Origin of the sequence: Kordiimonas sp. UBA4487, assembly GCF_002389025.1 — a bacterium.
Taxonomy (GTDB): Bacteria; Pseudomonadota; Alphaproteobacteria; order Sphingomonadales; family Kordiimonadaceae; genus Kordiimonas; species Kordiimonas lacus.
On the sequence record NZ_DGNR01000014.1, the window covers coordinates 227,097 to 251,589 of the forward strand.

Below are 24,493 nucleotides of genomic sequence, written 5' to 3' on the forward strand. Positions count from 1 at the left end.
GAAAATGATTCTACTGGGAATTTCAGGATGGCTCTTCAGGGAAAAGCTTATCTTCGGCGCATGTTGACATAGCGCGGATCAGCTAGAGCTTCCTCCCGCGCATGGTTCTGAATCCCGAGTTCGTCAAAAGCATCCTGTTCCACTTTAGCTTCGGCTGCAACGACCCTGGCTTTTTCCCGGCTTTGTGCAATCTCGAAGGTCTTTAGCTCGCGAAACCCCTCAGCCACAATATCCTGATGCTTGCTGACTTCCCGTTCTTTTGCAGCCAACATTTGGGAAAGCTGATCCTGGCGAATCCGAACACCTTCCATGTAAGCACCTATGGCCACTGCCGAAACTTCCAGTCCACTGTTGCGAGACTGCTCGATTACCTCCGCTTCCATGGCATCAATAGCTGAGACTATTTCTTCCCGCTCGCCCTGGAGGTCAGCTAGGCGCCGACGCTTTTCATCCAGCTCCCACTTTCTCAGCCTAATAATATTTGCCAGTTTGCTCACAGCTATCCTTTATGCTGCGCCGGACAGGTTCAGTTGCGCGGGTCCTGTTTCGAGAATTTGCTTAAGCTGAAGATAGCCGTCAGCAAGTGACGTCTTGTCGTCTTTCCATTGGCTTAGAAACTCTTCAAAGGAATCATGATATCCGATTGCTGCGTCGACATCAGGGTTGCTTCCCCGCCGGTATGCCCCCAATCGGATCATTTCTTCCATATCCGCATACGTGGACATGAATTTTTTTGCTTCACGCACGATCAAGTTTTCGTCGTCAGAGTTACAGCGCGGCATGGTCCTGGAAATCGACTTCAGGACATTGATTGCGGGAAACCGCCCGCGCTCGGCAATGGCCCGTTCCATAATGATGTGGCCATCCAGAATACCCCTAACGGCATCCGCGACCGGTTCGTTGTGGTCATCACCTTCAACAAGCACAGAAAACAATCCTGTCACATTTCCAGAGCCCCGAGGCCCGGGCCCTGCACGCTCAAGCAGCTTTGGCAATTCGGTAAACACAGTTGGAGTATAACCCTTGCTGGTGGGCGGCTCGCCACCGGCCAGGCCGATTTCACGCTGTGCCATTGCAAAGCGAGTGACGCTGTCCATCATACACATCACTTCGGCCCCGCCATCGCGGAAATATTCTGCCAGGGTTATGGTAAGATGAGCTGCCTGACGGCGCATTAAAGCCGATTCATCAGATGTCGCTACAACAACAACAGATTTTGCCAGGCCATCTTCACCCAAATCGTCCTCGATAAACTCCTGTACTTCACGCCCCCGTTCACCGATCAGGCCGATAATGCTGACATCTGCGGAAGAATGCCGCGCAACCATCGACAGAAGAACTGATTTACCGACGCCTGACCCGGCAAAGATGCCAAGTCGCTGACCACGACAACAGGTGATAAAGGTATTCAGTGCCCTGACGCCTACATCAACTTTACCGCCCACACGTTGCCGGCTATGCGCCGGTGGCGGGCTTCCTCTGAGCAGCGAAGGCCGGGTGCCATGCTGGATTGGCCCTTTACCGTCGATCGGTTCGCCCAGCGCGTTCACAACACGGCCGAGCCATGCTTTTGACGGGAAGACGACCGGTTCGCTTTGGGTCAGGACTGCACGGCAGCCAACACCAACACCTTCCAGGGCATCAAATGGCATGGCCAGTGCTGTCTCATGGCGAAAGCCGACAACTTCAACAGGAACCTTGCGGTAACTACGGGTCTCTACCTCAAGCCGCGACCCAATCGAGATATGCTGCCCGATACCTGCCAGCTCCACCAACAGGCCGCGAACACCAGTAACACGTCCATAACGACGTTCGGTCTGAACTCGCTCAATTTCCTGAATTAGACTGCGCATTGTCCCTCGTGTAACCCCAACTGCCTGATAGCCCATCTGGCCAGACTACCCCTAGTCTATGGCAGTTCTCTCAACTGGCAGCGATTATAATGGCTCAATCACTTTAAAGATTGGTAAAAGCCCATGGTTAACTAGTCAAACCTCTTTGCACTTCACTCGATTTTTCTTGGACAATTCGTTAACCTTCGTTAACATTAACCATAGAAACATGCGCCATCCGGGGATGGGGTCGCCGTATTTTTGGGTTCCCGGAAGTGTTTCAACAGGAAGAATTTGGGGGAATGCGCGATCCTGGCAATCGTCTTCCCTCTAGAATCCATGGGGAATAATTATGCGTGTTCTTCTAATCGAAGATGACCCAACTATGACCCGCAGCATCGAATTGATGCTCAATGCGGAAGGGTTTAATGTCTATAGCACCGATCTGGGCGAAGAGGGTCTGGATTTGGGCAAACTCTATGACTATGACATTATCCTCCTCGACCTGAACCTGCCCGACATGCATGGCTATGATGTCTTGAAAAAGCTTCGGACAGCCAAGGTCAACACACCTATTCTAATCCTGTCTGGCCTTACTGAGATGGAAAACAAGGTCAAGGGGCTTGGGTTTGGCGCTGACGACTATATGACCAAGCCTTTCCACAAGGAAGAGATGGTCGCCCGTATTCATGCGATCGTTCGGCGCTCCAAGGGCCATTCGCAGTCGATCATCAAGACCGGTAAATTGGCCGTCAACCTGGACACTAAAACAGTTGAAGTTGATAATCAGCGCGTTCATCTGACCGGCAAGGAATATGCAATGCTTGAGTTGCTGTCTTTACGGAAGGGCAGTACCTTGACCAAAGAAATGTTCCTGAACCACCTATATGGCGGTATTGATGAGCCTGAGCTGAAAATTATCGACGTCTTTATCTGCAAATTGCGGAAGAAGCTGGCCGCAGCGTCCGACGGAGAAAACTATATCGAGACCGTCTGGGGTCGAGGCTATGTGCTGCGGAATCCTTCTGAAGAGACGGAAGCCGCTGCTAGCTAACCAATCCACGGCAATCTATAAAAGGTAAAAGGCGGCACCGGTGCCGCCTTTTCTTTTGGTCTTAGCCAAGCCCCATGAGCTTTTCCGCCGACCCATCGCTGGGCACATACATGCCGCGCTGGCCTCGCACAGGCCTGAAGGCATCGGTAATACCAAGGACGGTTTCTGCTGCCCCAAGGAACAAGGTGCCGTCATCCGACAAAACCTTCCGCATGCGTTCCAGAACTTGCTTCTTCGTATTCTGGTCAAAATAAATTAGAACGTTCCGGCAATAGATCACATCAAAGGACCCAAGCCCGATAAAATTGTTCAACAGATTAAAGGACCGGAAGGTCACCATATTGCGAATGTCATTATTAAGCTGCCAGGTATCGCCTTCCTGGGTGAAATACTTGATCAGCATCTGGATGGGCAGGCCCCGCTGAACCTCAAACTGGCTATATGTCCCGGCTTTTGCCTTTTCCAGAACCTGGGTGCAGATATCGGTACCGATAATCTCGATCTTCCAATTCTGCCATTTCATCCAGTTTTCGCGTAGCAAAATCGCCAGCGAATAAGGCTCCTGGCCAGTAGACGCTGCCGCACACCAGATACGCAGGCGCTTTTGCCCCCCACGCGACTTTTCCATTGCGGGCAGCACGTGATTTTTGAACAGATCAAAAGGGGTGTTGTCCCGGAAGAAGAACGACTCATTCGTCGTCATTGCTTCAGTCACATCCACGCATAGCGCCTCGTCCCTGCTCAGACGTAATTTCTGCACCAGAGCATCAAGCGTATCCAGGCCACGCTTCCGCGCCAAGGGTGTCAGCCTGCTTTCCAACAAGTAGACCTTGTCTGGCGTAAGCATCAGGCCTGAACGCTCTTTCAACAGCCCGGCAAGGAATTCAAAATCTTCCGTTTTCAACCGACGCCTCCTTGCAATCGTGTGGCTGTTGCCGCTCCAAGTTCAAGAACGGGAAGAACTTCTGTACAAAGCCCTGCTGTTGCGACGGCACCAGGCATACCCCAGACAACACTGGATGCTTCGTCCTGGGCCAATACCGTTGCGCCTTGGCGCGTCAACTCCCTGGAGCCTTTCAGACCATCGTGCCCCATACCGGTCAGAATGACCGCCAGGACATTTTCGCCATACAGTGCGGCAACGCTCCGGAACAAAGGATCGACCGCTGGCCTACAGAAATTCTCCGGCGGCTCATCGGTCAAGCGGATCTTCATCGTACCACCATCGTTCGCAACTTCCATATGCCTACCGCCGGGTGCGACATAGATTTCGCCAGGTCGGATCGGCATGCCTTCTCTACCTTCCTGCGAAGGCCAGCCTGTAGCCTGCCCCAGGTGTTCTGCAAGAATAGCTGTAAAGGTCGCTGGCATATGCTGCGTGATCAAAACCGGCACAGCAGGTGGCTTTTTGAAGCCAGAAAAGAATTTCATCAAAGCCTGCGGGCCACCAGTTGAAGACCCGACGACCAAAATCTTTGGCCGCCTGAACGAACCGGTACGAAGCTTGATGTCCTTTTCCGTCGGGACATCCTTGATCGGATCTGAAACCGTTGCTTGCCGAGCCGATGCAACTGAAACCGGCGCTGCTGGGCGTCGCGCAGTTACAAACCCCGCCGGAGCCCCTGAGGATCGCGGCGACACAACCCTCGCGGCGTGCCCTGATGCAGACGCAACTGGGCTACCGCTAGGACCTGTCTCATCGGAACGCGGTAGCTCTTCGCCTCTTTTCTTGCGACGCCGTGAAGCCCAAGCCTTAACCTTGTCGACCAGCTCACGTCGAAAATCGATATTAGCGTTTACCGAACGAGCTGTTTCAGGTTTTGGTACATAATCAACTGCCCCCATCTGCAGGGATCGCAAGCTGACTTCCGCATTTTTGCGCGTCAATGTTGATGCCATCACAACCTGCAAATCCGGGATCATATCGATCATCTTTGGCAAGGCGGTTAGCCCATCCATTTCAGGCATCTCAATATCAAGTACCACCACCTCAATATCGTTAGTCGCCAATTGCCTAAGTGCCACAACACCATTGTTCGCAGTGGTCACCACTTCGATATCAGGGTCTTCGGAAAGATAGCGGCAAAGGAAGCCACGAATGATGGCACTGTCATCGACAACCATCACCCGATATGGGCCACCTTTTTGCGAGGCAGTATTCGTAGATTTGGAGGCAGCTGAGCTCACCCGTTCTTCCTCAATTACATTAAGCCGACTTGCGTAAACTTCGCTTCGATGATTTCGCGATCGAACGGCTTCATAATATATTCGTTGGCACCGGCTTCGATCGCCGTACGAATGTGAGCCATATCGTTTTCAGTCGTACAGAAAACAACGATCGGCTGCTCGACGCCTTCGCGTGACCGGATGGCTTTCAGAAATTCCAATCCATCCATGACCGGCATGTTCCAGTCCAGAAGAACCACGTCTGGCATGTTTCGGTCACAGGCATCCAAGGCATCCTGGCCATCGACTGCCTCTTCGATGTCGAAGTTCAGCTCTTCCAGAATGCGCCGGGCAACCTTCCGGATTACCTTTGAATCATCGACGACAAGACATAGTTTCATTTGCGAATGTCTCCCAACTCCACCCCTATTGGTGACAAGTGTTTTGGTGTTTCCATGTATTTACGCAGCTTTGTTGCTACTTTCAAAGCGCAGAAGCTTATCTACGTCCAAAATAGGCAACAATTCATTCTTTAGACGATAGATCCCACGGCTCACTTCTCGCCAACGGGGATCAAGCGTGACAGGGTTTCGTTCAAAGTCCTGATCATCCAGGGACAAAACCTCGCCCACCGTATCAATTTGCAGGCTGTAGGGCTCATCATTGTGCTCCACTACAACAGACATGCTTTGCTTGCCCTGCTCAAGTGGCGGCAGACCTAGGCGCTGGCGGAGATCAATCGCCGTCACAATCTTCCCGCGCAAGTTCAAAACACCAGACACCCACTCTGGCGCCAACGGAATCTTGGTAATCTTTTGCGGGTTCAACACATCATGCACGCCGAGGACCGGAATACCCAGGGTTTGTCCAGCCAAACGAACAGTGACAAAATCCTGGGTACCTGTGGCAACAAGGCTCAGGTCGTCTCTGACAACAAGATCACTCATGCTGCATCTCCCTTAATCTTCAGCTGTTGAGCCAGGCTGCGCAGAAGCGTTTCTTTGTCAAACTTGGCGATATAATCGTCGAAGCCGGCTTCGTGCCCACGATTGATATCTCGTTCTGTCGCAAGCGAAGAAAGAGCGACCAGCGCGGTATCCGACCAGCGGCTGTCTTTCTTGACCTCTTTCGCAAAATCAAACCCGTTCATATCCGGCATTTCAATGTCGGATATGATCAAATCAAACATTTCGCCCTCTTCCATAAGTGCAAGGGCTGCAGCCGCACTGGACACGGCCCGCACACGGTACCCGGCCACAGTCAATACCGGGCGCAACATGTTACGGAAAAAATCGCTATCATCAATCAGCAGTACCTTGGCACCGGCGGATGGAGCGACGTCTTCGGAAAGGTCACGACTGCGCAGCCAATCTGAGAATGCCAAACCGAGATAGTAGGAAACGTCAATGACTTCAGAAGCCTTGCCGTTAATGATTGCAGAACCAACCACACCTGCCTTGTTGGAGGCGAGCTTGATTGTGAGTTCCTCTTCAACAATATCGAGAATCTCGTCGACCGCGAGGCCCATCGTATACTCGCGATCCGTGAACACGAGAACCGGCTGACGCCCTTCTTCACGGAACTTCATTTCAGGGTGGGCCATAATGAGAGGCATCAAGGCACCGCGATACTGGACCATATGCTTGCCGTCGGAGAGCTCGATGGTATCAACCTCGACTTCTTCCAAACGGGCAACCAAGGCAAGTGGTACAGCTTTCGGATTCTCACTGCCGGCCCGGAAGACAAGCATGCTCTCTTTTTCATCGCCAACGGACCGTTTCACAAGATCCTCCGCAGCGGCCTCTTCATGTTCGTGATCACCAACACCGGAGTTCGCCAGCGATGCGATACCATTGGGATCAAGGATCATGATAACGCTGCCATCTCCGAGGATAGTGTTCCCGGAATAGATCTCCAGGTCCTTGAGGATTGGTGCAACCGGTTTGACCACAATCTCTTCTGTATCAAAGACCTGGTCTACTACAATACCGAACGTAAAGGTTCCCACCTGGGTTACGACAATGAAGTCATCCACGTTTTCGCGGGCATCGATCTCATCCCTGGTCATAAACCCAAGGATTTCATTGAGATAGACAAGCGGAAGCAGCCTGTTCCTCAGGCGGAGAACAGGCGTATCCTTGATGGTCTCGATCTTGTGTTCCGAATTCTGTGAGGCACGCACCAGCTCCAGCACGCTGATTTGTGGGATCGCATACCGCTCTTCTTCTGCCTTGACAATAAGACCTGCAACAATAGCCAGCGTGAGAGGAATTTTGATCTGGAAGGTACTGCCCTTGCCCTCCACCGAGTTCATGTCGATCGTGCCGCCAATTTTCTCGATGTTTGAGCGAACCACGTCCATCCCTACGCCGCGGCCGGACACGCTGGTAATTTTTTCCGCTGTGGAAAAGCCCGGGTGGAAAATGAACTTCTGGATCTGCGCATCGGACATGTCCGACAGTTCCGCTTGGGTTGCGAGACCCTTTTCCAAAATCTTGTTGCTCAGCTTGGCTGCAGAAATGCCTCGACCATCATCTTTGATCTCGATAATGATATGCCCGCCCTCATGGTAAGCATTCAGGATGATTGTGCCATTCTCGGGCTTGCCAACAGCCATCCGCTCCGCTGGAGTTTCAATGCCATGGTCGGCCGAGTTTCGAACCATGTGGGTCAACGGGTCTTTGATCAACTCCAGAACCTGGCGGTCCAGCTCAGTGTCGGCACCACGCATGTCCAGGTCGATCTTCTTGTCCAGTTCCACCGTCAAATCCCGAACAATACGTGGAAGCTTGGCCCATGCGTTGCCAATTGGCTGCATCCGGGTTTTCATGACATTCTCTTGGAGTTCCGTCGTACACTGGCTCAACCGCTGAAGCGGGACACCAAGTTCGGAGTTCTCCATGTTGCGCGTGATCTGCAGAAGCTGGTTCCGGGTCAGCACCAGCTCTGACACCATGTTCATCAGATCTTCAAGCAGGTCCACGCTAACCCGAATGGACTGAGTAACCTTTTTCTGCTCGCGGGCACCGCTTTGCTGTTGCGCGCCCTGAGACGTGCCTGCCTTATTGGTCTCGGCCTTGGCAATTGCCTTGGCGGCTGTCACAACGGCTTCACGGACCAGTTCGAAAGTCATCACGGCTTCATCACAGGTGTCCCCGTTCACCTGACATTCTTCCAGGACCGACTTAATCAACGTCAGCAACTGGTCGAAGTTGGCGTCAGCGAAACCAGCAACCGTCACCAATTGGCGACCAACATTGTCTGCTGCATCTAGGTCATCTTTGAACAGCGCAAGCATCAGGCCCATGAAGCGGCCCTTACGCTGCTCCACCGTTGTGCCCGCAAAGAATTTGGCTAGTTTTTCATCTGTTTCCAGGCGCTGTGCAATCAGATGAGCGGCAACAGCGAGCGTATCTTCGCCACCAATACGGTCAAACAGGCCACCTTCCTGGCTTGCAGAAGCTGCGGCCGGCTCTGATGTCGGCATGTCTGGCTCAGCTGCTTCTTCTGGCCCAGGCGCGTTTTCAAATGCTGCTTCGAGCTCCGCCAGCGAAACTTCGCCGGGCTTGAGTGGACGCCCAAGGCCCGGGTCGACGATTTCCCCTTCGATCGTGTCAGGTTCTGGATCAGGTTGCTGCGCCAGCGCCCCTTCCGCAATTGCATCGAGCCTGCCGATCAGTTCGCTGTCGTCACCCTCAGGTTCTTCCTCGGTCGCTTCAAGTCCAGCCAGAATTTCCTTAATACGGTCAAGGCTCTCCAGGATAACTGTTACGGCATGCTCGGAAACCTCCAACTCGCCATCTCGGAACTTGCCGAGAACGTTTTCTGACGAGTGCGCGACAGATTCAAGCCGTGGCAAACCAAGGAAACCGCATGTGCCCTTGATGGTGTGAACAAGCCGAAAGATATTATCCAACACCTCTTTGTTGTTGGGATCCTGCTCCAGCTTCACCAGCTCAACATCTACTACGTCGATGCTTTCCGCAGTTTCGGTAAGAAATTCGTTTAATAGATCATCCATATCCAATTTCCCTGGAGGGGTGTTCGGCACTGTCCGGCTAAATCAAACTGGCAACTTTGGCGGGGCACTATGCAGGTTCAACTGAAACCGAACCCTCTCAAAATCCCACTCCTTGCACCTTGGCCAAAAAGAGTTAAGAACGTGTAAAACTTTCTTTATTCCGCGTTCACTTCTGCTGGAAAAACAAGGGTTGCCGATACTGCAATGTTTGTTTCCCCGATGGCTTCAACCACAATATTCCCACCTGTTTCTTTTGCAACAGCAGAAGCAAGAAATGCTGGAGCAGCCCGGGGGTCCAAATCCTCTTCAGCAAGGTTGCCTTCCATCGCCTCCCGAACCGGCTTTTGCAAAATCACCCTTTGCCCCTCGCCTACGACAGAAACGGTAACGGTGTTTCCTGATTGCTCCGTTGACAGTTTCATCTTGCCGCCGCGAATAAGCGACTCTGACACCACCAAACCAACATTCAGCAACACCTTAACAAGGTTTTTCGGCGCACTTTCCAAATTCACTTGCCAATCAAGATCAACGCGACTGCCTGAAAGAAAGGAGCGCATCGCTTTTTCACACTCGCGAACATCCAACTGAGCGGAAAAACCACCGCCTGCCCCGAAGGCAAGCCGGAAGAATTGTAGCTTGTTACTTGTTTGGCGCGTTGACTTTTCAATGAGGTCCAAAACGGCTTCCCGCATGGAGGCTTCCTGCTCGTCCTGCAACACCTCCAAGCCGTTGTTTATCGCTCCGACAGGGCTTACAAGATCGTGACAAAGGCGCGAACACAACAACGCCGCAAAATCAATATTAGCCATATGCCCCTCCGCTATGGTGAAACCCCACCCGGCTTCAGCTTTTCTCGCGATTAATACTTGCGATTTTTCTCAATCATGGCAGAACCATAGCCAACTGTAAGCCCAGCGCCAAGCGGCCAATCACATATTTTTTAAGGATCCCCATGTCGCACGACCTCGCCTCAATGATTCCAGCCCTTCAATCGACCATCCTGCGTGCGGGCGAAACTGTGATGGCGGTCTATCACTCGGACTTCGAAGTATACGGAAAAGCCGATCAATCTCCGGTCACGGAAGCTGACCGTCGCGGCGAGGAAATCATCGAGGCTGCCCTGAAGGAACTGGCCCCTGATATTCCGATTGTCGGCGAGGAAGCAAAATCAGAAGGCAAATGTCCTGACATTTCTGGTGGCACTTTCTGGCTGGTCGACCCACTGGACGGCACCAAGGAGTTCATAAAAAAAGGGTCTGATTTCACTGTCAACATCGGCCTGATAAAGGACGGCAGTCCCGTTATGGGCCTGGTCCTCGCGCCAGCAATGAACAAGCTTTATTGGGGCATTGTTGGCCAAGGCGCCTGGATTGCAGACGTCGAGGATGGCGAATTGGTGAACGAACGCCCCGTTGCAACACGCCCCAGCATTGGCGACAAGCTGACAATCGTTGCTTCGAAATCGCACCGGTCGCAAGAACTCGAAGCATGGCTTTCTCATTTCCCGAGCGCCGACCATGTTTCGATCGGCTCCAGCCTGAAGCTTTGTCTTCTGGCCACAGGCGAAGCGGACCTATACCCGCGCCTGGGCCCTACGTGCGAGTGGGATACCGCTGCAGCCCACGCCGTCCTGTTGGCAGCTGGCGGGTCCGTTGAAGTTGCGGGCGGCACGCCACTGACATACGGCAAGGACCTCACGACATTCCTTAATCCCTGGTTCCTATGTAAAGCCGACCCCAGTTTTGATACGCCGGACCTTGCTTCTTGATAATTCATTGACTTAGGCGGTATCCATCTGCCCAACACAATGCTTTGGAATTTTTCAATCCTCGGTTAGGTTATTCGAAACTGAGGGAGGAAATGATGACCTTACTTGTGCTGGGCCTCGCCCTATTTTTCCTGTTGCATCTGGTGCCAATTTTCGCGCGAGAAGCCCGTAGCAGCGTTATCTCTCGGATCGGCGCCTTGCCCTACAAGGGGCTGTTTGCACTTGCTTCCATTTCATCCCTGTTCCTGGTTTATAAAGGTTGGACACTGACGGATCCGGTTTTTGTATATGAAGCACCCCGGTGGGCTTATCATCTCGCCGCGCTATTGGTTCTTCTTGGATTTATTCTGTTCATTGCGAGTAATGCACCAACAAATATCAAACGCGTCATTCGCCACCCACAACTCACATCCATTATCCTTTGGTCGACAGGCCACATGATGGTGAACGGCGAGACCCGGTCCCTACTGCTTTTCGGTGGTTTTCTGATCTGGTCGCTCATTTCCATACTGGGCAGCAATCATCGCGATGGTGAATGGGAAAAGCCGGAACGCGTTAGTACCCTAAAAGACGTTGTCACGGTTTTGATTGCGCTGGTGTTGTATGGCGTCTTCGCAGTGTGGGTCCATGAATGGCTGATTGGTGTCAGTCCCATGCCGCCCGCCTAACGCCCATACTTTTTCTTTACGATTTGAAGATATGAAGATGGGTGATGGCACGACGCATATTCAATGTATCCCGTTATCATCGTCTCTGGAGGATTGATTCATTGCTTCGGTTAAGCTGGATGGTTCTGGTTTTTGCCTCCTGTGCAGTACCTGTTTCGGCAGCGGACGACGCCGAAACAACCTTGCACTTATTGACGGAAGAGAACCACCCTTACAGCTACACCGATACGTCAAGCGGGGAGGTTACCGGGACCGGCGTAGGTATTGTCAGAGAAATAATGGCACAGTCAGGCGTTTCTTACTCTATCCAGTCCCTGCCTTGGCAACGGGCTTACCGAAGGGCTCAAAGCAACGCAAACACCTGCGTTTTTATGACGAACAGAACACCTGCCAGGGAGCCAATGTTTCAATGGGTTGGCCCCTTGCTGGAAGGTGGCTGGGCAGTTTTCAAACGCCCCGACAGCACAGCGATGATAGATACGCCAAAAGACCTCCAGCGCTATACCGTGGTTGGAAAATCAGGCAGTGCGTCAGTCGATGACATCGAGGAACAGGCAGGGATTAAGGTCACCAGGACCGTCAATGACGAAACAGCCGCCAAAATGCTGTTTCATGGACGCGCCGATTTTTGGGTTTCTGGCGTGATCGATGCCCCCCTGGCTGCGAAAGCCGCAAACCTTCCGGCACCTGCCTTGGCCCTTTTATGGAAAAAAGCCGACCTTTCGATGGCCTGTTCCAAGGCGACAGACCCTGACCTCATTGCCAGATTGAATGCCATCAACAGCTCTCTTGATGCATTGCGAAAAAGCATTCTGGCTCGCCACGGTGGCGAGGTCGGAAAGCAAAACTAGCTCACCTGTGCCACATCAGGCCTCCACCGAAACCTTCATGACCGACTTTCGAATTCGGCGGACAAGCAGGAAGGCACCAAGCATGACCACGGGGATGCTAAGCCCCGTAAACAGCCCTGCATCAACGGGATAACCTGCGGCCTTTGCCGCCTTAAATCCCGTACTGATAATGCCAATGGTGTAATAGCTGATTGCAACCACCGACAAGCCTTCCACCGTTTCCTGAAGCCTAAGCTGTAACTGTGCCCGCTGGTTCATTGACATCAGGAGCGCCTTGTTCTGACGCTGTGAGTCAAGATCCACTTGCGTGCGCAACAGTCCAGCAGCGCGGTCCACCCGCAGGGCCAAATCATTCAAGCGTTTTGCCGCGGCCTCACATGTCCGCATTGCCGGGGCTAAATGTCGGTCGAGAAAATTGGAAAGCCTCTGGCTCCCGGGAATGCGAGACTCACGCATTTCCTCAAACCGCCGTTCCACAAGTGAATGATAAGCCTTTGCCGCAGAGAACCGGAAGCTGGACTGTGCCACTTGATGCTCGGTTCGTGCCGCCAATCCAAGCAGCGTATCAAGGTGATGCTCCGCCTCTGATCCGGCCTTGGTGTGCGACATCTCTGAAACCGTCTGCTCCAGGCGCTTCTCAATCTCTGATGACTGGGCCATCACGGCTCGAGCTTCTGGCAACGCCATCAACGCCATATGACTATAGGTGAAAATCTCAACAAGCCTCTGAACAAGGCGGCCTGCCCGACCTTCAGATAAATCATCGGCAAGAATGGCAAGCCGCATAAAGCTGTCATCATGTATACGGAAATCGCTCCAGACCGACGTGCGGCCGCCTGCCACTTTGCTGCCTGCCACATCCTTGTGCCAGAAGGGTGTGAAACACGCCTCTTTGGCCGTCTGGTCATTGGCGTCGACAAGCTCAATATTGAGTGCAACCAACATCCGCCCTGGAATGGCCTCCACCCAGTCTCGTGGCATAGCCTCTACCGCAGCGATTGTGAAGGGCACGTCTTTGCCGCTCCTGACCGCCACCGTATAGGTCGTGAATTCTGTATGGCGCTCCCACTTTAAAAAGAAGGGACCGAAGTCAGCCATATAATGCCGCCCGACGGCTGGAGGCCGCGTCATGCCATAACGATCACACAGAGCCTGCAAATGTTTGCGATCGGCCCTGCCGCCGTCTTCACCCGACAGGTAGGCAAAATGACTGACACGTGCCGGGGCACCCAGGCTGATGGCCGGGCGCCCATGCAATTCTTTATTCAACTCAACCCGCAATGGGTCGGAAACACTTGATATATCCATCGTCACTCTCGTCACAAATGTGAGAGAGCCCTACCCCAAAAGTCTCAAAACAAGCCCAGGCGCACTTTATCCCATTGGGCCCATATGCAATCACGGCTTTTTCTAACGCCGCAGGTAACCTTCCCTTAGTCACCTCTGCCTTCGCAGACGAGTGTGACATGCTGCTTTACAAATTAATGTTTTCAATTAATCATAGCAGGCAATAAGGGGAGACAAGCGTGGCTGACGGGTCGACATTTGGGAAAAGCAAGCCAACAATTGCCATCATTGGCGCTGGCCTATCCGGCCTGTGCATGGCCATCAAACTCAAAGAGGCAGGCTTTGCCGATTTTCACATTTTTGAAAAGGCCGAAGCCGTCGGCGGCACCTGGCGCGACAATACCTATCCAGGGGTAGCCTGCGATGTCCCAAGCCACCTCTACAGCTATTCTTTCGAGCCCAAGGCCGATTGGTCGATGGTCTTTAGCCCCGGCGGAGAAATCCAGGATTATATAACAGATGTCACAGAACGCCATCAGTTGGGCAAGCATCTGGTATTCGGTGCAGAACTGAAAGATGCAGTGTGGCGTGACAACCGGTGGCACCTGACATTCGCTAATGGCCAGACCCATCAGACCGACTTTCTGGTCAACTGCATGGGCGGCCTTCATATCCCCAACTATCCTGACATCCCCGGCCAGCAGAGCTTCAAGGGCACCAGCTTTCACACCGCACGCTGGAACCACGAGCACAACCTTTCAGGCAAACGGGTTGCCGTCATTGGCACAGCGGCGAGCGCGATCCAGCTGATCCCGGAAATTGTGAGCAAGGTTGAGCATCTGGACGTTTATCAGCGCACACCAAACTGGATCGTCTCCCGCCCCTATATGGCCTATTCGGAAAAATGGAAACAACGCTTCAAGCGTTTTCCCTGGCTCGAAAAGCTGCACCGGCTGCAGATTTACCTGACATTCGAGATGCGCTTTCCCTTGTTCCGGCAGGGCAAGTTCTTCGCCAAGCGGGCCACCAGAATGTTCATGAAGCACCTAGAAGCTCAGGTACAGGACCCTGACCTGCGGGCCAAGCTCACGCCGGATTATCCGATTGGCTGTAAACGCATTTTGGCTTCAGACACCTATTTCCCTGCCCTGCAACAGGATCATGTCGCGCTGATTACTGACGGTATTGCCGAGATCCGTCCCGAAGGTATCGCGACACACGACGGCACGGTCCGACCGGTTGACACCATCATTTACGCCACTGGCTTCAAACCATGGGATCAGATGGACGGTTTGACAATCAAGGGCAAGAACGGGCTGGATATGAACAGTTACCTGGCGGACGGCATCCGCGCCCACCGCACAGTGGCGATGCCCGGCTTCCCGAACCTATTCATGCTTCTTGGGCCGAACAGCGGGCTGGGACACAATAGCGTGATCGTGATGATCGAGGCACAGGTTGGCTATATCATCGCTGCGCTGAAGGAAATGGCAGCCAAAGGCGCAACGTCTGTTGAAGTCAAGGAACAGGAAGCGGACGCTTTTGATGCCCAGATCCAGAAAGACCTTCAGGGCACCGTCTGGGCAGGACACTGCAAAAGCTGGTATCAGGGTGATGACGGCCGCATCTACACACTCTGGCCGTGGTCAACCCTCCGCTACCGCCGTGAAATGAAGCAGTTCAAAAGCCGGGAATATGAATTCGAGAAATAAAAAGGGGCCATCAGGCCCCTTTCGCATTGGTTCACTGTTGCCTTGTGGTAACCGGCAAGGGCGGTGACCAGGCCGGGTCAGACGCATCGAACGGCGTCGGCACCTGCCGCTCATTATAGCCCGTCAGGTCCACACTCCACAGCGCTGGTTTCCCACCATTGGCACCCTGATTATAGGGTGGAGTGCGGAAGAACATCAACACACGCCCGTTCGGTGACCATGTCGGCCCTTCATCCTGATAGGCATTGGTCAGCAGGCGTTCGCCGCTGCCGTCTGGCCGCATCACACCAATCCGGAACTTGCCTTCACCAATTTTTGTGAAGGCGACGAGGTCTCCTCGAGGGGACCAGACAGGTGTGGCATACCGCCCGCGCCCAAAGCTGATCCGCTGGACGTCAGAGCCGTCCGCATCCATCACATAGAGCTGCTGGGTACCGCCGCGGTCAGAGTTGAACACAATACGACTACCATCCGGCGAATAGGAAGGCGAGGTATCAATGCCTGGATCATCCGTCAGCCGGGTTACCTTGCGGGTCCTGAGGTCCATCACATAGATGTCGGAGTTTCCGTTTTCTGCCAGGCTCATGATCACCTTGTTGCCGTCCGGTGAGAAACGCGGCGCAAAGGTCATGTTCGGGAAATCCCCAAGCACCTCAAATTTGTTCGACAGGATATTGTAGAGATACACCCGCGGGCGATCATTGAAATAGCTCAGGTAAGTGATTTCCTGCCGGTTTGGCGAGAACCGCGGTGTCAGCACCAGGTAGCTGCCATCGGTCAGGAACTGCTGGTTGGCACCATCCTGATCCATGATCGCCAGTCGCTTGATCCGGTTGAGGGGATCGCCCTGCTCAGCGATATACACGATCCGGGTATCAAAATATCCTTCTTCGCCGGTCAGGCGGCTGTAGATGCGGTCAGAAATCACATGGGCAATACGGCGCCAGTTGGACACAGGCGTGGTGTAGCCCACGCCCTCCATCTGCACCTCTGCCACCACGTCCCACAGGCGGAACTCCACCCTCAGGTTCCCGTTCGGCAGCATATTGAGGCGTCCGGTCACAAGGCCCTGCACGGCAAGAGGGCGCCAGGCGGCGAAACGTGGGCGCGTGGGCGCTGCGGTTATTTTCTCAATGAAGGCGTTGCGGTCCACAGCCCGGAACAGACCGGTGGACACCAGATTGGAGGTGATTACGTCGGAAATACTGGCGCCAATGTCCGACAGTTTCCCGGTCGGCGTTTCCACGTCCACCACTGGCGCGAATTCAGGCACCGCAATAGGCACAGGTTCCACATTCCCGCGGTTCACATCCACCACCAGCTGGGCATTTGCCCCCGCGGTTACGATCAAAACCAGTACCGAAAATATGAGTCCTAAACGTCCAAACATTCTGCCGTCTCTCTTTTATCCGCCAACGAAGTCAGCGCCATTAAAATTGAAGTCAATATACTCGAGATTTCCTGTTCGCATATATTCCGTCGCCTCCGGGTAGGGAGCACAAAGCTGTACTGCCCTTCGTGCGCTTTCAGCAAAAACCCGGAAATAAGCGCGGTCTGGGTCATTGAGGTCACCTGCGTTCAAGAATTCAGGCCGTCGCATCAGGTTGCCTTCAGAACCGATCCAAATGCGCACCAGAACCTGCATGTTCTCAACGCCCTTGGCGCCGCCCGGGAAGTTCCAACAACCGCTGAGTTTTTGCTGCAGCGCATCTTTCAAGGTTGCTGTCGCGATCTTACCCCTCAGGCCGGCAAATGGATCAGGCTTTGCCTCTTCCTTCTTCTGCTCAACCTTCTCTTCTTTCTTTTCTTCGTCCTTCGGCGCCTGTTCCTGCTCTTCCTTGATGGAACGGTCAATCAGGGCCGCAATCCGGTTGGACTTCAGCCTCGATGGCGGCTTCGGCTTTGACTGCGGCGACGTGCGCGCAATCAGCCTATCGCGTTCGCTGATTTCCGGTTTCGGCGCTGGCTTTGGTTTCGCCTCCGTAACCTTTCTCTCCGGTTTTGCATCCGGTAGCGGCACGGCCTCTGCCGGTGCATCCGCAACAACTTCCTCGCGGGCATAGTTGGGCTGCGGTTTCTCTGTAACTGTCTGTTCCTGCGTCTGTTCTTCCGGTTCGGGCGCGGCCACCTGCGTTTTGTCATCAATCTTGACGAACTCAATCGCGATCGGCGGCGGCGGTGTCGGGCGGTCTTTGGACCAATCGGGGAGCCCAACCAATGCAACCGTTACCACACCAAGGTGCAGCGAGGCTGAGAGCATCCATCCGATTGTTTCAGACTTCGACACAGGTACGCTATCCAGACTTATTTCTGTTCGGCCACCAAGGCTACCTTGGTGTAACCAGCCGCATTGATCGCGCCGATCACTTCCATAACCCTGCCATAATCCAGTTTGGTGTCCCCACGTACGTAAATGCGGGTTTCCCGGCTCTCGCCCGAAATGGCTGTCAGGCGTGGGATCAGCTCATCAAGGCTGGTCTCAGTGTCGACAATGAATATGGCACCATTTTGATTGATCGAAATCTCAAGCGGCTTGCTGTCCTGCGGCAAAGGCTTGGCTGCCGCTTTGGGCAGATCCACAGGCACACCTGCGGTCAGCAAAGGCGCGGTCACCATGAAGACAATCAACAGCACCAGCATCACGTCCACAAAGGGGGTAACGTTGATCTCAGCGAGCGGCTGATACCTGCCCCGCCGACGGCGTGCGCCTTCGACCCGGCCACCTGACGTAACGGTAGCACCCATCTTTAATGCCCCTGTTCGTCAAGCTGGCGCGACAGGATCGCAGCGAATTCGTCCGAAAACCCTTCCACGCGGCCTGCGTACCGGCCCAGGTCCGTCGACAGCTTGTTGTAGCCGATCACAGCCGGAATGGCCGCCACGAGCCCCAGCGCCGTCGCCAGCAGTGCTTCCGCGATCCCCGGCGCCACTGTTGCCAGGGACGTATCGCTTGCCACCGCGATGGAGGTAAAGCTGTTCATGATGCCCCACACGGTGCCGAACAGGCCCACGAAGGGCGCGGCGGAGCCGATGGTTGCCAGATAGCCCACCTGCCCCTCCAGCCGGTCCATCTCGCGGCTGGTGGTGACATGCATGGCCTTGTAGATGCGGTCCTGCACTGTCAGCTTGTCCACGCCCATGGAGCGCTTTGCCAGGCTGCGCTGCCATTCCCGCATCGCTGCCACAAACACAGCGGCAATGGGATGGGTGGGTGATGCCTTCAGGCCGTTGTACAGCTCATCCAGGCTGCCGCCGGACCAGAAGCGGTCCTCGAAGTCATTGGCTTTTGACCGGGCTTCCTTGAGGCGTGCCCATGTGTTGAAGATGATCGACCAGCTCCAGAGGCTGGCTGCAATCAGCATGATCATCACAGCCTGCACAATGAAGTCTGCCTGGAGGAACATGCCCAATATTGAAAAATCAGGTGCATTGCCACCAAGCTGGACTGATTCCACTGTCTGAACTTGCATCAAACTCTCCCCGAAACTTTAATTTTTCTGGGCGGCGGCTGCCGCTTCCATCCAGTCCTGCCAGCACTTTTTGGCAGAATTAGGCCAACGACGTGGCCGACCGTCATTTCCGATGATGGCAACCAGCACATCGGCTTCGGCCACCATTTCGCCGTCCCGTGTGATCCACTGTTTGACTTCGATCGCCGCCGCGCGCACGCGGGTAACCATCGAATGTCCCATCAGCACGTCGCCGATCTTTGCCTGCCGGCGGTAGCGGATATTGATATTCGATACCACGTAGGTCAACGGCCCACCTTCGGATTCCGGCAGGTCAAACAGATAGTTAACATCGGCTGCCGAGTTCCGGATGCTTTCGGTGCGAACACGTTCGAAGAAGCTCACATACCGGCCATGGTAAACCATGCCACCGACGTCCGTGTCTTCATAATAAACCCGGATAGGGAACTGGAATACGCCGTCCTGCCAGGCGCCTTCTGCTGTCTGTGGTGTGTTCATTACTTGCCTAACATATCCAACTGGCCGCTTTCCTTGCCCGGTGGCGGTGCGATTCCCAGATGCTTCCAGCCGTCGGGGGACAGCATCCGCCCCCGCGGCGTACGCTGCACCAGGCCAATCTGCATCAGATAGGGCTCGATTATATCCTCAATTGCGTCACGTGGTTCACTGAGCGCGGCAGCCAGAGTTTCAACACCCACCGGCCCGCCTGTGTAGGTGACTCCGATACAGTGCAGATAGCGTCGGTCCATGGTATCCAGGCCCAGATTATCCACCTGCAGGCGGGTGAGCGCGGCATCAGCGTGCGGCGCGTCCACCACATCCTTTTCCGCCACCAGCGCAAAGTCCCGCACCCGGCGCAGCAGCCGCCCTGCAATCCGCGGCGTCCCGCGCGACCGGGCCGCCACTTCGCGGGCGCCTTCTTCTGTCATATTCAGTTCCAGCAGCCGCGCACCGCGCCGCACCACTTCGGTAAGTTCCTCGGTGGTATAGAATTCCAATCTCGTTGGGATTCCGAAACGATCCCTGAGCGGCTTGGTGATCAGGCCGGACCGGGTGGTAGCCCCCACCAGCGTGAAAGGCGGCAGGTCAATGCGTACCGAGCGCGCGGCCGGGCCTTCGCCGATGATCAGGTCCAGTTGGAAATCTTCCATCGCCGGATAGAGGACTTCCTCCACAGCCGGGTTAAGCCTATGAATTTCATCAATAAACAGGACATCGCGTTCCTGCAGGTTGGTCAGGAGCGCGGCCAGATCGCCAGCTTTCGAGATCACCGGGCCACTGGTCGCCCGGAAGTTCACACCCAGCTCACGCGCCACAATCTGCGCCAACGTGGTTTTACCCAGCCCCGGCGGGCCGAAAAACAGCACATGGTCCATAGCTTCGGCGCGAGTGCGCGCGGCGCCGATGAACACCTCAAGGTTCTCCCGTGCCTGTTTCTGGCCGATAAATTCCTTTAGGCTCTGGGGCCTTAGCCCTACATCAAGCGTGTCGCCGCCCGTCTCTGAGCGATCAACCAACCGGTCTTCTCCGAGCTCACTCATAGGCTACTCAGCTCCTTCAGCGCGGCGGGCACCAGCGCTGCCACAGTGGCGTCCTCGCCAAAGTCTGCCATCACTTTCGCCACAGCCCCGTGCGCTTCCACTCGCTTGTACCCGAGGTTGACGAGCGCCGACACAGCATCCTCAAGGGCACTCTGTTGGGCACTCTGGGCACTACCACCCGTTTGGGCACTTTGGGGCACACCCATAGTGCCCATTTCCACGCCCTTGGGCGCGAATACGAGGCCGGTCACCTTGTCCTTCAGTTCGGTCACAATCCGCGTTGCCACTTTCGGGCCAACACCCTTGGCGCGCGACACGGCTGTCTTGTCCTGCGCCGCGATGGCGTTCTGGAGGTCGGTTGGGGACAGCGCCGACAGGATTGCGAGGCCAACTTTCGCACCAACGCCCTGAACGGATGTCAGGAGCCGGAACATGTCCCGCTCCAGCACATCGACAAAACCAAACAGGGTGATGGCGTCTTCGCGCACCACGGTTTCAATATGCATCTGTGCGGCTTCACCCCGACTTGGGAGCGCAGACAGGCTGCGGCTGGAGCTGTGCACCAGATACCCTACCCCACCCACATCGATGATGGCCCAGTCGTCGCCAACGCTATCCAGCAGACCTGTCAGTTTCGCGATCAATATTTGATCCCCCCGAGATTTTTCATTGTGCTGACATGATGCGCATGACAGATGGCAACTGCAAGCGCATCTGCCGCATCCGGGCCATTAATTTTCACGCCGGGCAAAAGCACCTGCACCATGGCGTCCACCTGTTCCTTGGCCGCATGCCCCACCCCCACGACTGATTTTTTCACATGGTTCGGCGTATATTCGGCAACCGGCATCCCCGCACGCGCAGGGATGAGGAGCGCAATGCCGCGCGCCTGCCCCAGCTTGAGGGTCGAGGTGGGGTTCTTGTTGACGAAGGTTTCTTCCACCGCACAGGACTGCGGCTGCCAGGCGGCGATGACCTCTTCGAGGCCTTCAGAGAGTTCCACCAGCCGTTCGGCCAGCGATTTCTTGGGATCGGATTTCACGACGCCGTTGGCGACATGCGAGAGCCGCGTACCTACGCTTTCAACGATGCCCCAGCCTGTATTTCTAAGACCGGGATCAAGCCCCAGCAGCCTCATGCGCAGTGGTCCCCCTTGATGGCAAAGAAGGCCCGCCCCGGTGAAGGCGCGGGCCGGAATGGTTTACTCGGCTTCAAGCTCAGCCAGAACGTTTTCCGGGATCGTGTAGTTACCGTACACGGTCTGGACATCGTCATTGTCTTCGAGCGCATCGATCAGGCGCATCATCTTCTCGGCGCCGTCTTTGTCGAGCTCGATCGGCTCTTTCGGCTTCCAGATCAGGTTTGCGTTCTCAGGCTCCTTGCCCAGTGCTTCCGTCAGTGCTTCAACAACGGCGTTCAGGTCAGACGCTTCGGTATAGATGGCGTGGCCGTCCTCGTCGCTTTCCACTTCGTCCGCGCCGGCTTCGAGCGCCGCTTCGAACATGGCGTCGGCGTCAGCCACGTCAGCCGGATAGGTGATTTCGCCGACACGGTCGAACATGAAACCAACCGAGCCGCTTTCGCCCAGGTTGCCGCCCGCCTTGTTGAAGATGGTGCGCACGTCGGATGCGGTGCGGTTACGGTTGTCTGTCAGCGCCTCAACAATCACGCCAACGCCGCCGGAGCCATAGCCCTCGTAGCGCATCTCGTCATAGTTTTCGGAGTCGCCGCCGGACGCTTTCGCGATGGCGCGTTCGATGTTGTCTTTCGGCATGGACTGGGATTTGGCGTTCGCCACAGCCAGGCGCAGGCGTGGGTTGGTATCCACGTCTTCGCCGCCCATTTTCGCAGCTACCGTGATCTCACGGCTCAGCTTGGAGAAAATCTTGGAACGCTTTTTGTCCTGCGCACCTTTGCGGTGCATGATGTTTTTAAACTTGGAATGACCTGCCATGGTTACCCTCTGATAGTCCCTTTGAAGGGCTGTTCGGCCGGGGACACGGGTCCCGCGAAGCCCTTGAATACACATTGATGCCCGGCGGCGCGGATGCAGCCAGCCGTTGGTGGCCCTCTTCTTAGCAGATTTAAAGCACTTGAACAGGGAAAATTGCGGCATTTTCCCTCTGGCCGCGCCCCATAATCCATGTAAAGTTTAGCCACACACAATCGAACGGACGGGAGCGAGCGATGACACATATGGAAGGCAGCTGTTACTGCGGCAATATTGCCGTGCGCGTGACCTGCGATGAGACCGCCAGCAACCTGACACCCCGAGCCTGCGACTGTAACTTCTGCACCATGAATGGCGCCGCCTGGGTGTCGGCGCCCAACGCCAGCATGGAAATCGAAATCCAGAATGAGGCGGCCATCAGCCTTTATGAGCAGGGATCGGAAAGCGCGCGCTTCTGGCTGTGCCAGCGCTGCGGCGTGGTCACCGCCGTGACATGCGATATCGACGGGACCCGCAAGGGCGCTTTCAATGCCCGCATCATGGACTGCCGGGACGAGTTCGCCCCCACAGAACCCGCTTCGCCGAAGCTTTTGGGCAAGGAAGAAAAGCTCGCCCGCTGGAACAAGCTGTGGATCGGCAATGTCCGGATCAAGGACTGCTGGGACGTAGGGCTTTAAAGGCCATGCACCCGGCCTTCAGAAAAGTCATCAAATGGTTGGCCGCCCTAACCCTATATGGGTTTGCCTTTTTCGGTTTATTTGTTGCGGCCTATCACGGACTGGGCTTCAGTACTGATACCGACACGCACCGGGTCGCCATCATCAATGAAACAAAGTCACGACTTACGGATGTCAAAATCACTATCGGTCGCGAAACCTACAGCACAAACAACATAGGCCCCTCCGCGACCTTGAGCTTCGTCGCGGTCAACGACACAGAGGGAGCGCTCGGCTTTTCTGCAACGCTCGAGGGGCGCAAAATAGGGTGTAGCTTCGGATACATCACTACCGGAACTTATGACTTCGACCTTAGCAATACCCATGCAATGTTCTGGGTACAGCCAGACGGGGGGGGGTCAGAGTCTCCTATGGCACATGGCACACAGACACCGCGCCAACCCTGTGCGGCCAGGAAATTTCAGCTGAGTAGTGAAAATCAAGCCATTGTGTACTGGGCCCACCAGAGCGCGGAAGCGGCGAGTGACACCAATATCCACGTAAACAGGCTGCCACCTTTTTTGCTGGCTTTCTTGGGCTTTGCCCCACCTGGATTTTCGACTTGGGTTTCCGGTGCTTCTGCACCCTTTTCCACTGCTGCCTTGCTGCTGCCTCTGGCCATCTATCCACCTCACACACACGCCCCACACCGGCCCTTAAAGGGTACCGCGCCACACGGCGGTGACAAGCTTAATCAGACCTAAAGGCCATAAATTCAACCAGACGGGTTGTATCCACCCATTCAGGGTTATGTGCGGCTAAACAAAAGACATGCGCAGGCGGGTTTCGCCGGCAGGCCTGCGGCGACTCCGGCGCACTCTGCGCTGAAGCGTCAGGAGTCCAAGGACACGGGGATCAGCCGTCGCCACCTTCTGTCAACTCCAGCGTCAGCACCACCATGTCGCGGCACTGGATACCATGTTCATAGATCGGTTCAGGGTAATTGAGCGTATAATAATTCTTGGCGATACGGCGCATGCGGAAGCCCATCTTCTGGTAGAAGGCGAGCTGGTCGATGCTGGAATTCCCCGTCCCCACATCCAGAAGTTTTGCGCCTTCCCTGCGCGCTTCTTCAATGGCGGCCTGCAAAAGCGCCTTGCCGACACCCTTCTTCTGCCACTCCGGCGCCACCGCGATGTTCTTGAGCTCCCACTTCACGTCGTCAATGTGCATCAGCACGAACACGCCCACCACAACACCATCCCACCTGGCGCTGAAGAGCGTACCGTCCGCCAGATAGTCCATGATCATGGCGGGGGACGGGTCCGCCAGCAATAGCAGGTCCATGAAAGGCACAGCGTCCTCTTCGGCTTTGATTTCCAGATTGATGTTCTTCACGGTCGCTCCTGACTCCACAAAAGAAAGGCTCGCTTTTTCGCACCCTGCTTCGTAAAACCATAGCAACAAGTGTCGGCTGGCAAAACAGACACTTGAGACTTAAGGGGTAAGGGAGGAA

Annotated in this window: 26 protein-coding genes; 7 read left to right on the top strand and 19 right to left on the bottom strand. The window is 55.0% G+C overall.

The genetic code is table 11. The features are described from left to right. Positions 1 to 47 precede the first annotated feature (47 nt). Positions 48 to 497, bottom strand: a complete 450-nt coding sequence (locus B3Z17_RS16050; RefSeq protein ID WP_068303006.1) for a flagellar FliJ family protein — start codon at positions 495 to 497, stop codon at positions 48 to 50. Between the two features lie 9 nt (positions 498 to 506). Next, complete coding sequence (gene fliI / locus B3Z17_RS16055) at positions 507 to 1,853, bottom strand: flagellar protein export ATPase FliI (protein ID WP_286830799.1); 1,347 nt, start codon at positions 1,851 to 1,853, stop codon at positions 507 to 509. Positions 1,854 to 2,184: 331 nt separating this feature from the next. On the opposite strand from fliI, the gene ctrA reads away from it, so the two are divergent. Then, positions 2,185 to 2,886, top strand: coding sequence for a response regulator transcription factor CtrA (gene ctrA / locus B3Z17_RS16060; RefSeq protein ID WP_068303000.1), 702 nt, complete (start codon positions 2,185 to 2,187; stop codon positions 2,884 to 2,886). Positions 2,887 to 2,947: 61 nt separating this feature from the next. Here ctrA and B3Z17_RS16065 read toward each other — a convergent pair whose 3' ends face one another. From B3Z17_RS16065 to B3Z17_RS16090, 6 genes are all read right to left on the bottom strand, one after another. Then, positions 2,948 to 3,790 carry a CheR family methyltransferase gene (locus B3Z17_RS16065; RefSeq protein WP_074519363.1) on the bottom strand — a complete coding sequence of 281 codons (843 nt, stop codon included), beginning with the start codon at positions 3,788 to 3,790 and terminating at the stop codon, positions 2,948 to 2,950. Then, complete coding sequence (locus B3Z17_RS16070; RefSeq protein ID WP_068303171.1) at positions 3,787 to 5,010, bottom strand: protein-glutamate methylesterase/protein-glutamine glutaminase; 1,224 nt, start codon at positions 5,008 to 5,010, stop codon at positions 3,787 to 3,789. Before B3Z17_RS16070 ends, B3Z17_RS16065 begins: the two co-directional genes overlap by 4 nt. A 77-nt stretch (positions 5,011 to 5,087) precedes the next feature. Next, positions 5,088 to 5,453, bottom strand: a complete 366-nt coding sequence (locus B3Z17_RS16075) for a response regulator (protein WP_068302995.1) — start codon at positions 5,451 to 5,453, stop codon at positions 5,088 to 5,090. A gap of 60 nt (positions 5,454 to 5,513) precedes the next feature. Continuing rightward, positions 5,514 to 5,999: a chemotaxis protein CheW gene (locus B3Z17_RS16080; RefSeq protein WP_068302992.1), complete on the bottom strand. Its 486-nt coding sequence runs from the start codon at positions 5,997 to 5,999 to the stop codon at positions 5,514 to 5,516. Beyond that, positions 5,996 to 9,073 carry a chemotaxis protein CheW gene (locus B3Z17_RS16085; protein WP_286830800.1) on the bottom strand — a complete coding sequence of 1,026 codons (3,078 nt, stop codon included), beginning with the start codon at positions 9,071 to 9,073 and terminating at the stop codon, positions 5,996 to 5,998. The genes B3Z17_RS16080 and B3Z17_RS16085 overlap by 4 nt, the downstream gene beginning before the upstream one ends. Positions 9,074 to 9,228: 155 nt before the next feature. After that, positions 9,229 to 9,882, bottom strand: a complete 654-nt coding sequence (locus tag B3Z17_RS16090) for a histidine phosphotransferase family protein (RefSeq protein ID WP_286830801.1) — start codon at positions 9,880 to 9,882, stop codon at positions 9,229 to 9,231. 143 nt (positions 9,883 to 10,025) lie between these two features. On the opposite strand from B3Z17_RS16090, the gene cysQ reads away from it, so the two are divergent. From cysQ to B3Z17_RS16105, 3 genes are read left to right on the top strand one after another with little or no spacing between them, the layout of a single operon-like run. Next, complete coding sequence (gene cysQ, locus B3Z17_RS16095; protein WP_286830802.1) at positions 10,026 to 10,841, top strand: 3'(2'),5'-bisphosphate nucleotidase CysQ; 816 nt, start codon at positions 10,026 to 10,028, stop codon at positions 10,839 to 10,841. A 44-nt stretch (positions 10,842 to 10,885) separates the two neighbouring features. Continuing rightward, the gene (locus B3Z17_RS16100) at positions 10,886 to 11,509 is read left to right on the top strand and encodes an NnrU family protein (protein WP_286830803.1); all 624 of its coding nucleotides are present in this window, start codon (positions 10,886 to 10,888) and stop codon (positions 11,507 to 11,509) included. Positions 11,510 to 11,553: 44 nt separating this feature from the next. After that, positions 11,554 to 12,360: a substrate-binding periplasmic protein gene (locus tag B3Z17_RS16105; RefSeq protein WP_286830804.1), complete on the top strand. Its 807-nt coding sequence runs from the start codon at positions 11,554 to 11,556 to the stop codon at positions 12,358 to 12,360. A 15-nt stretch (positions 12,361 to 12,375) separates the two neighbouring features. Here B3Z17_RS16105 and B3Z17_RS16110 read toward each other — a convergent pair whose 3' ends face one another. Beyond that, the gene (locus B3Z17_RS16110; protein WP_286830805.1) at positions 12,376 to 13,668 is read right to left on the bottom strand and encodes a DUF3422 family protein; all 1,293 of its coding nucleotides are present in this window, start codon (positions 13,666 to 13,668) and stop codon (positions 12,376 to 12,378) included. 218 nt (positions 13,669 to 13,886) lie between these two features. Here B3Z17_RS16110 and B3Z17_RS16115 point away from each other — a divergent pair, with 218 nt between their 5' ends. Beyond that, positions 13,887 to 15,359: a flavin-containing monooxygenase gene (locus B3Z17_RS16115; RefSeq protein WP_286830806.1), complete on the top strand. Its 1,473-nt coding sequence runs from the start codon at positions 13,887 to 13,889 to the stop codon at positions 15,357 to 15,359. A 31-nt stretch (positions 15,360 to 15,390) separates the two neighbouring features. Here the strand turns inward: B3Z17_RS16115 and tolB are convergent, their stop codons facing one another. From tolB to B3Z17_RS16160, 9 genes are all read right to left on the bottom strand, one after another. Next, positions 15,391 to 16,749: a Tol-Pal system beta propeller repeat protein TolB gene (tolB, locus tag B3Z17_RS16120; RefSeq protein ID WP_068302964.1), complete on the bottom strand. Its 1,359-nt coding sequence runs from the start codon at positions 16,747 to 16,749 to the stop codon at positions 15,391 to 15,393. Positions 16,750 to 16,764: 15 nt separating this feature from the next. Further along, positions 16,765 to 17,646: a hypothetical protein gene (locus B3Z17_RS16125; RefSeq protein WP_286830807.1), complete on the bottom strand. Its 882-nt coding sequence runs from the start codon at positions 17,644 to 17,646 to the stop codon at positions 16,765 to 16,767. Between the two features lie 17 nt (positions 17,647 to 17,663). Then, positions 17,664 to 18,104, bottom strand: coding sequence for a protein TolR (tolR, locus tag B3Z17_RS16130; RefSeq protein ID WP_068302954.1), 441 nt, complete (start codon positions 18,102 to 18,104; stop codon positions 17,664 to 17,666). Between the two features lie 2 nt (positions 18,105 to 18,106). Beyond that, a complete protein-coding gene (tolQ, locus tag B3Z17_RS16135; protein WP_068302946.1) occupies positions 18,107 to 18,829 on the bottom strand; it encodes a protein TolQ in 723 nt (240 codons plus the stop codon). Positions 18,830 to 18,847: 18 nt separating this feature from the next. Then, positions 18,848 to 19,327 (bottom strand): YbgC/FadM family acyl-CoA thioesterase, encoded by a 480-nt coding sequence (locus B3Z17_RS16140; RefSeq protein WP_286830808.1) that lies wholly within the window; start codon positions 19,325 to 19,327, stop codon positions 18,848 to 18,850. Next, on the bottom strand, positions 19,327 to 20,370 hold the full coding sequence (gene ruvB, locus B3Z17_RS16145; RefSeq protein ID WP_286830809.1) for a Holliday junction branch migration DNA helicase RuvB: 1,044 nt from the start codon (positions 20,368 to 20,370) through the stop codon (positions 19,327 to 19,329). The genes B3Z17_RS16140 and ruvB overlap by 1 nt, the downstream gene beginning before the upstream one ends. Further along, positions 20,367 to 21,014, bottom strand: coding sequence for a Holliday junction branch migration protein RuvA (gene ruvA, locus B3Z17_RS16150; RefSeq protein ID WP_286830810.1), 648 nt, complete (start codon positions 21,012 to 21,014; stop codon positions 20,367 to 20,369). The genes ruvB and ruvA overlap by 4 nt, the downstream gene beginning before the upstream one ends. After that, a complete protein-coding gene (gene ruvC, locus B3Z17_RS16155; protein ID WP_286830811.1) occupies positions 21,011 to 21,508 on the bottom strand; it encodes a crossover junction endodeoxyribonuclease RuvC in 498 nt (165 codons plus the stop codon). The genes ruvA and ruvC overlap by 4 nt, the downstream gene beginning before the upstream one ends. 63 nt (positions 21,509 to 21,571) lie before the next feature. Beyond that, on the bottom strand, positions 21,572 to 22,324 hold the full coding sequence (locus B3Z17_RS16160; RefSeq protein WP_286830812.1) for a YebC/PmpR family DNA-binding transcriptional regulator: 753 nt from the start codon (positions 22,322 to 22,324) through the stop codon (positions 21,572 to 21,574). Between the two features lie 233 nt (positions 22,325 to 22,557). Here B3Z17_RS16160 and B3Z17_RS16165 point away from each other — a divergent pair, with 233 nt between their 5' ends. Together B3Z17_RS16165 and B3Z17_RS16170 are read left to right on the top strand one after the other, a co-directional pair. Beyond that, positions 22,558 to 22,998 (top strand): GFA family protein, encoded by a 441-nt coding sequence (locus B3Z17_RS16165; RefSeq protein WP_286830813.1) that lies wholly within the window; start codon positions 22,558 to 22,560, stop codon positions 22,996 to 22,998. A gap of 5 nt (positions 22,999 to 23,003) precedes the next feature. Continuing rightward, on the top strand, positions 23,004 to 23,741 hold the full coding sequence (locus B3Z17_RS16170) for a hypothetical protein (RefSeq protein ID WP_286830814.1): 738 nt from the start codon (positions 23,004 to 23,006) through the stop codon (positions 23,739 to 23,741). Positions 23,742 to 23,892: 151 nt separating this feature from the next. On the opposite strand, the gene B3Z17_RS16175 is transcribed toward B3Z17_RS16170, so the two are convergent. Further along, entirely contained in the window at positions 23,893 to 24,375 is a 483-nt protein-coding gene (locus B3Z17_RS16175; RefSeq protein ID WP_286830815.1) for a GNAT family N-acetyltransferase, read from the bottom strand. Positions 24,376 to 24,493: the final 118 nt, after the last annotated feature.

Coding starts and splice junctions, on each gene's coding strand:
- B3Z17_RS16070 (WP_068303171.1), bottom strand. CDS start 5,010: ATGGTTGTCGATGACAGTGCCATCATTCGTGGCTTCCTTTGCCGCTAT.
- B3Z17_RS16105 (WP_286830804.1), top strand. CDS start 11,554: ATGGCACGACGCATATTCAATGTATCCCGTTATCATCGTCTCTGGAGG.
- ruvC (WP_286830811.1), bottom strand. CDS start 21,508: ATGAGGCTGCTGGGGCTTGATCCCGGTCTTAGAAATACAGGCTGGGGC.
- B3Z17_RS16075 (WP_068302995.1), bottom strand. CDS start 5,453: ATGAAACTATGTCTTGTCGTCGATGATTCAAAGGTAATCCGGAAGGTT.
- ctrA (WP_068303000.1), top strand. CDS start 2,185: ATGCGTGTTCTTCTAATCGAAGATGACCCAACTATGACCCGCAGCATC.
- B3Z17_RS16085 (WP_286830800.1), bottom strand. CDS start 9,073: ATGGATGATCTATTAAACGAATTTCTTACCGAAACTGCGGAAAGCATC.
- tolB (WP_068302964.1), bottom strand. CDS start 16,749: ATGTTTGGACGTTTAGGACTCATATTTTCGGTACTGGTTTTGATCGTA.
- tolR (WP_068302954.1), bottom strand. CDS start 18,104: ATGGGTGCTACCGTTACGTCAGGTGGCCGGGTCGAAGGCGCACGCCGT.
- fliI (WP_286830799.1), bottom strand. CDS start 1,853: ATGCGCAGTCTAATTCAGGAAATTGAGCGAGTTCAGACCGAACGTCGT.
- B3Z17_RS16080 (WP_068302992.1), bottom strand. CDS start 5,999: ATGAGTGATCTTGTTGTCAGAGACGACCTGAGCCTTGTTGCCACAGGT.
- B3Z17_RS16090 (WP_286830801.1), bottom strand. CDS start 9,882: ATGGCTAATATTGATTTTGCGGCGTTGTTGTGTTCGCGCCTTTGTCAC.
- B3Z17_RS16170 (WP_286830814.1), top strand. CDS start 23,004: ATGCACCCGGCCTTCAGAAAAGTCATCAAATGGTTGGCCGCCCTAACC.
- B3Z17_RS16140 (WP_286830808.1), bottom strand. CDS start 19,327: ATGAACACACCACAGACAGCAGAAGGCGCCTGGCAGGACGGCGTATTC.
- B3Z17_RS16165 (WP_286830813.1), top strand. CDS start 22,558: ATGACACATATGGAAGGCAGCTGTTACTGCGGCAATATTGCCGTGCGC.
- cysQ (WP_286830802.1), top strand. CDS start 10,026: ATGTCGCACGACCTCGCCTCAATGATTCCAGCCCTTCAATCGACCATC.
- B3Z17_RS16110 (WP_286830805.1), bottom strand. CDS start 13,668: ATGGATATATCAAGTGTTTCCGACCCATTGCGGGTTGAGTTGAATAAA.
- ruvB (WP_286830809.1), bottom strand. CDS start 20,370: ATGAGTGAGCTCGGAGAAGACCGGTTGGTTGATCGCTCAGAGACGGGC.
- tolQ (WP_068302946.1), bottom strand. CDS start 18,829: ATGCAAGTTCAGACAGTGGAATCAGTCCAGCTTGGTGGCAATGCACCT.
- B3Z17_RS16160 (WP_286830812.1), bottom strand. CDS start 22,324: ATGGCAGGTCATTCCAAGTTTAAAAACATCATGCACCGCAAAGGTGCG.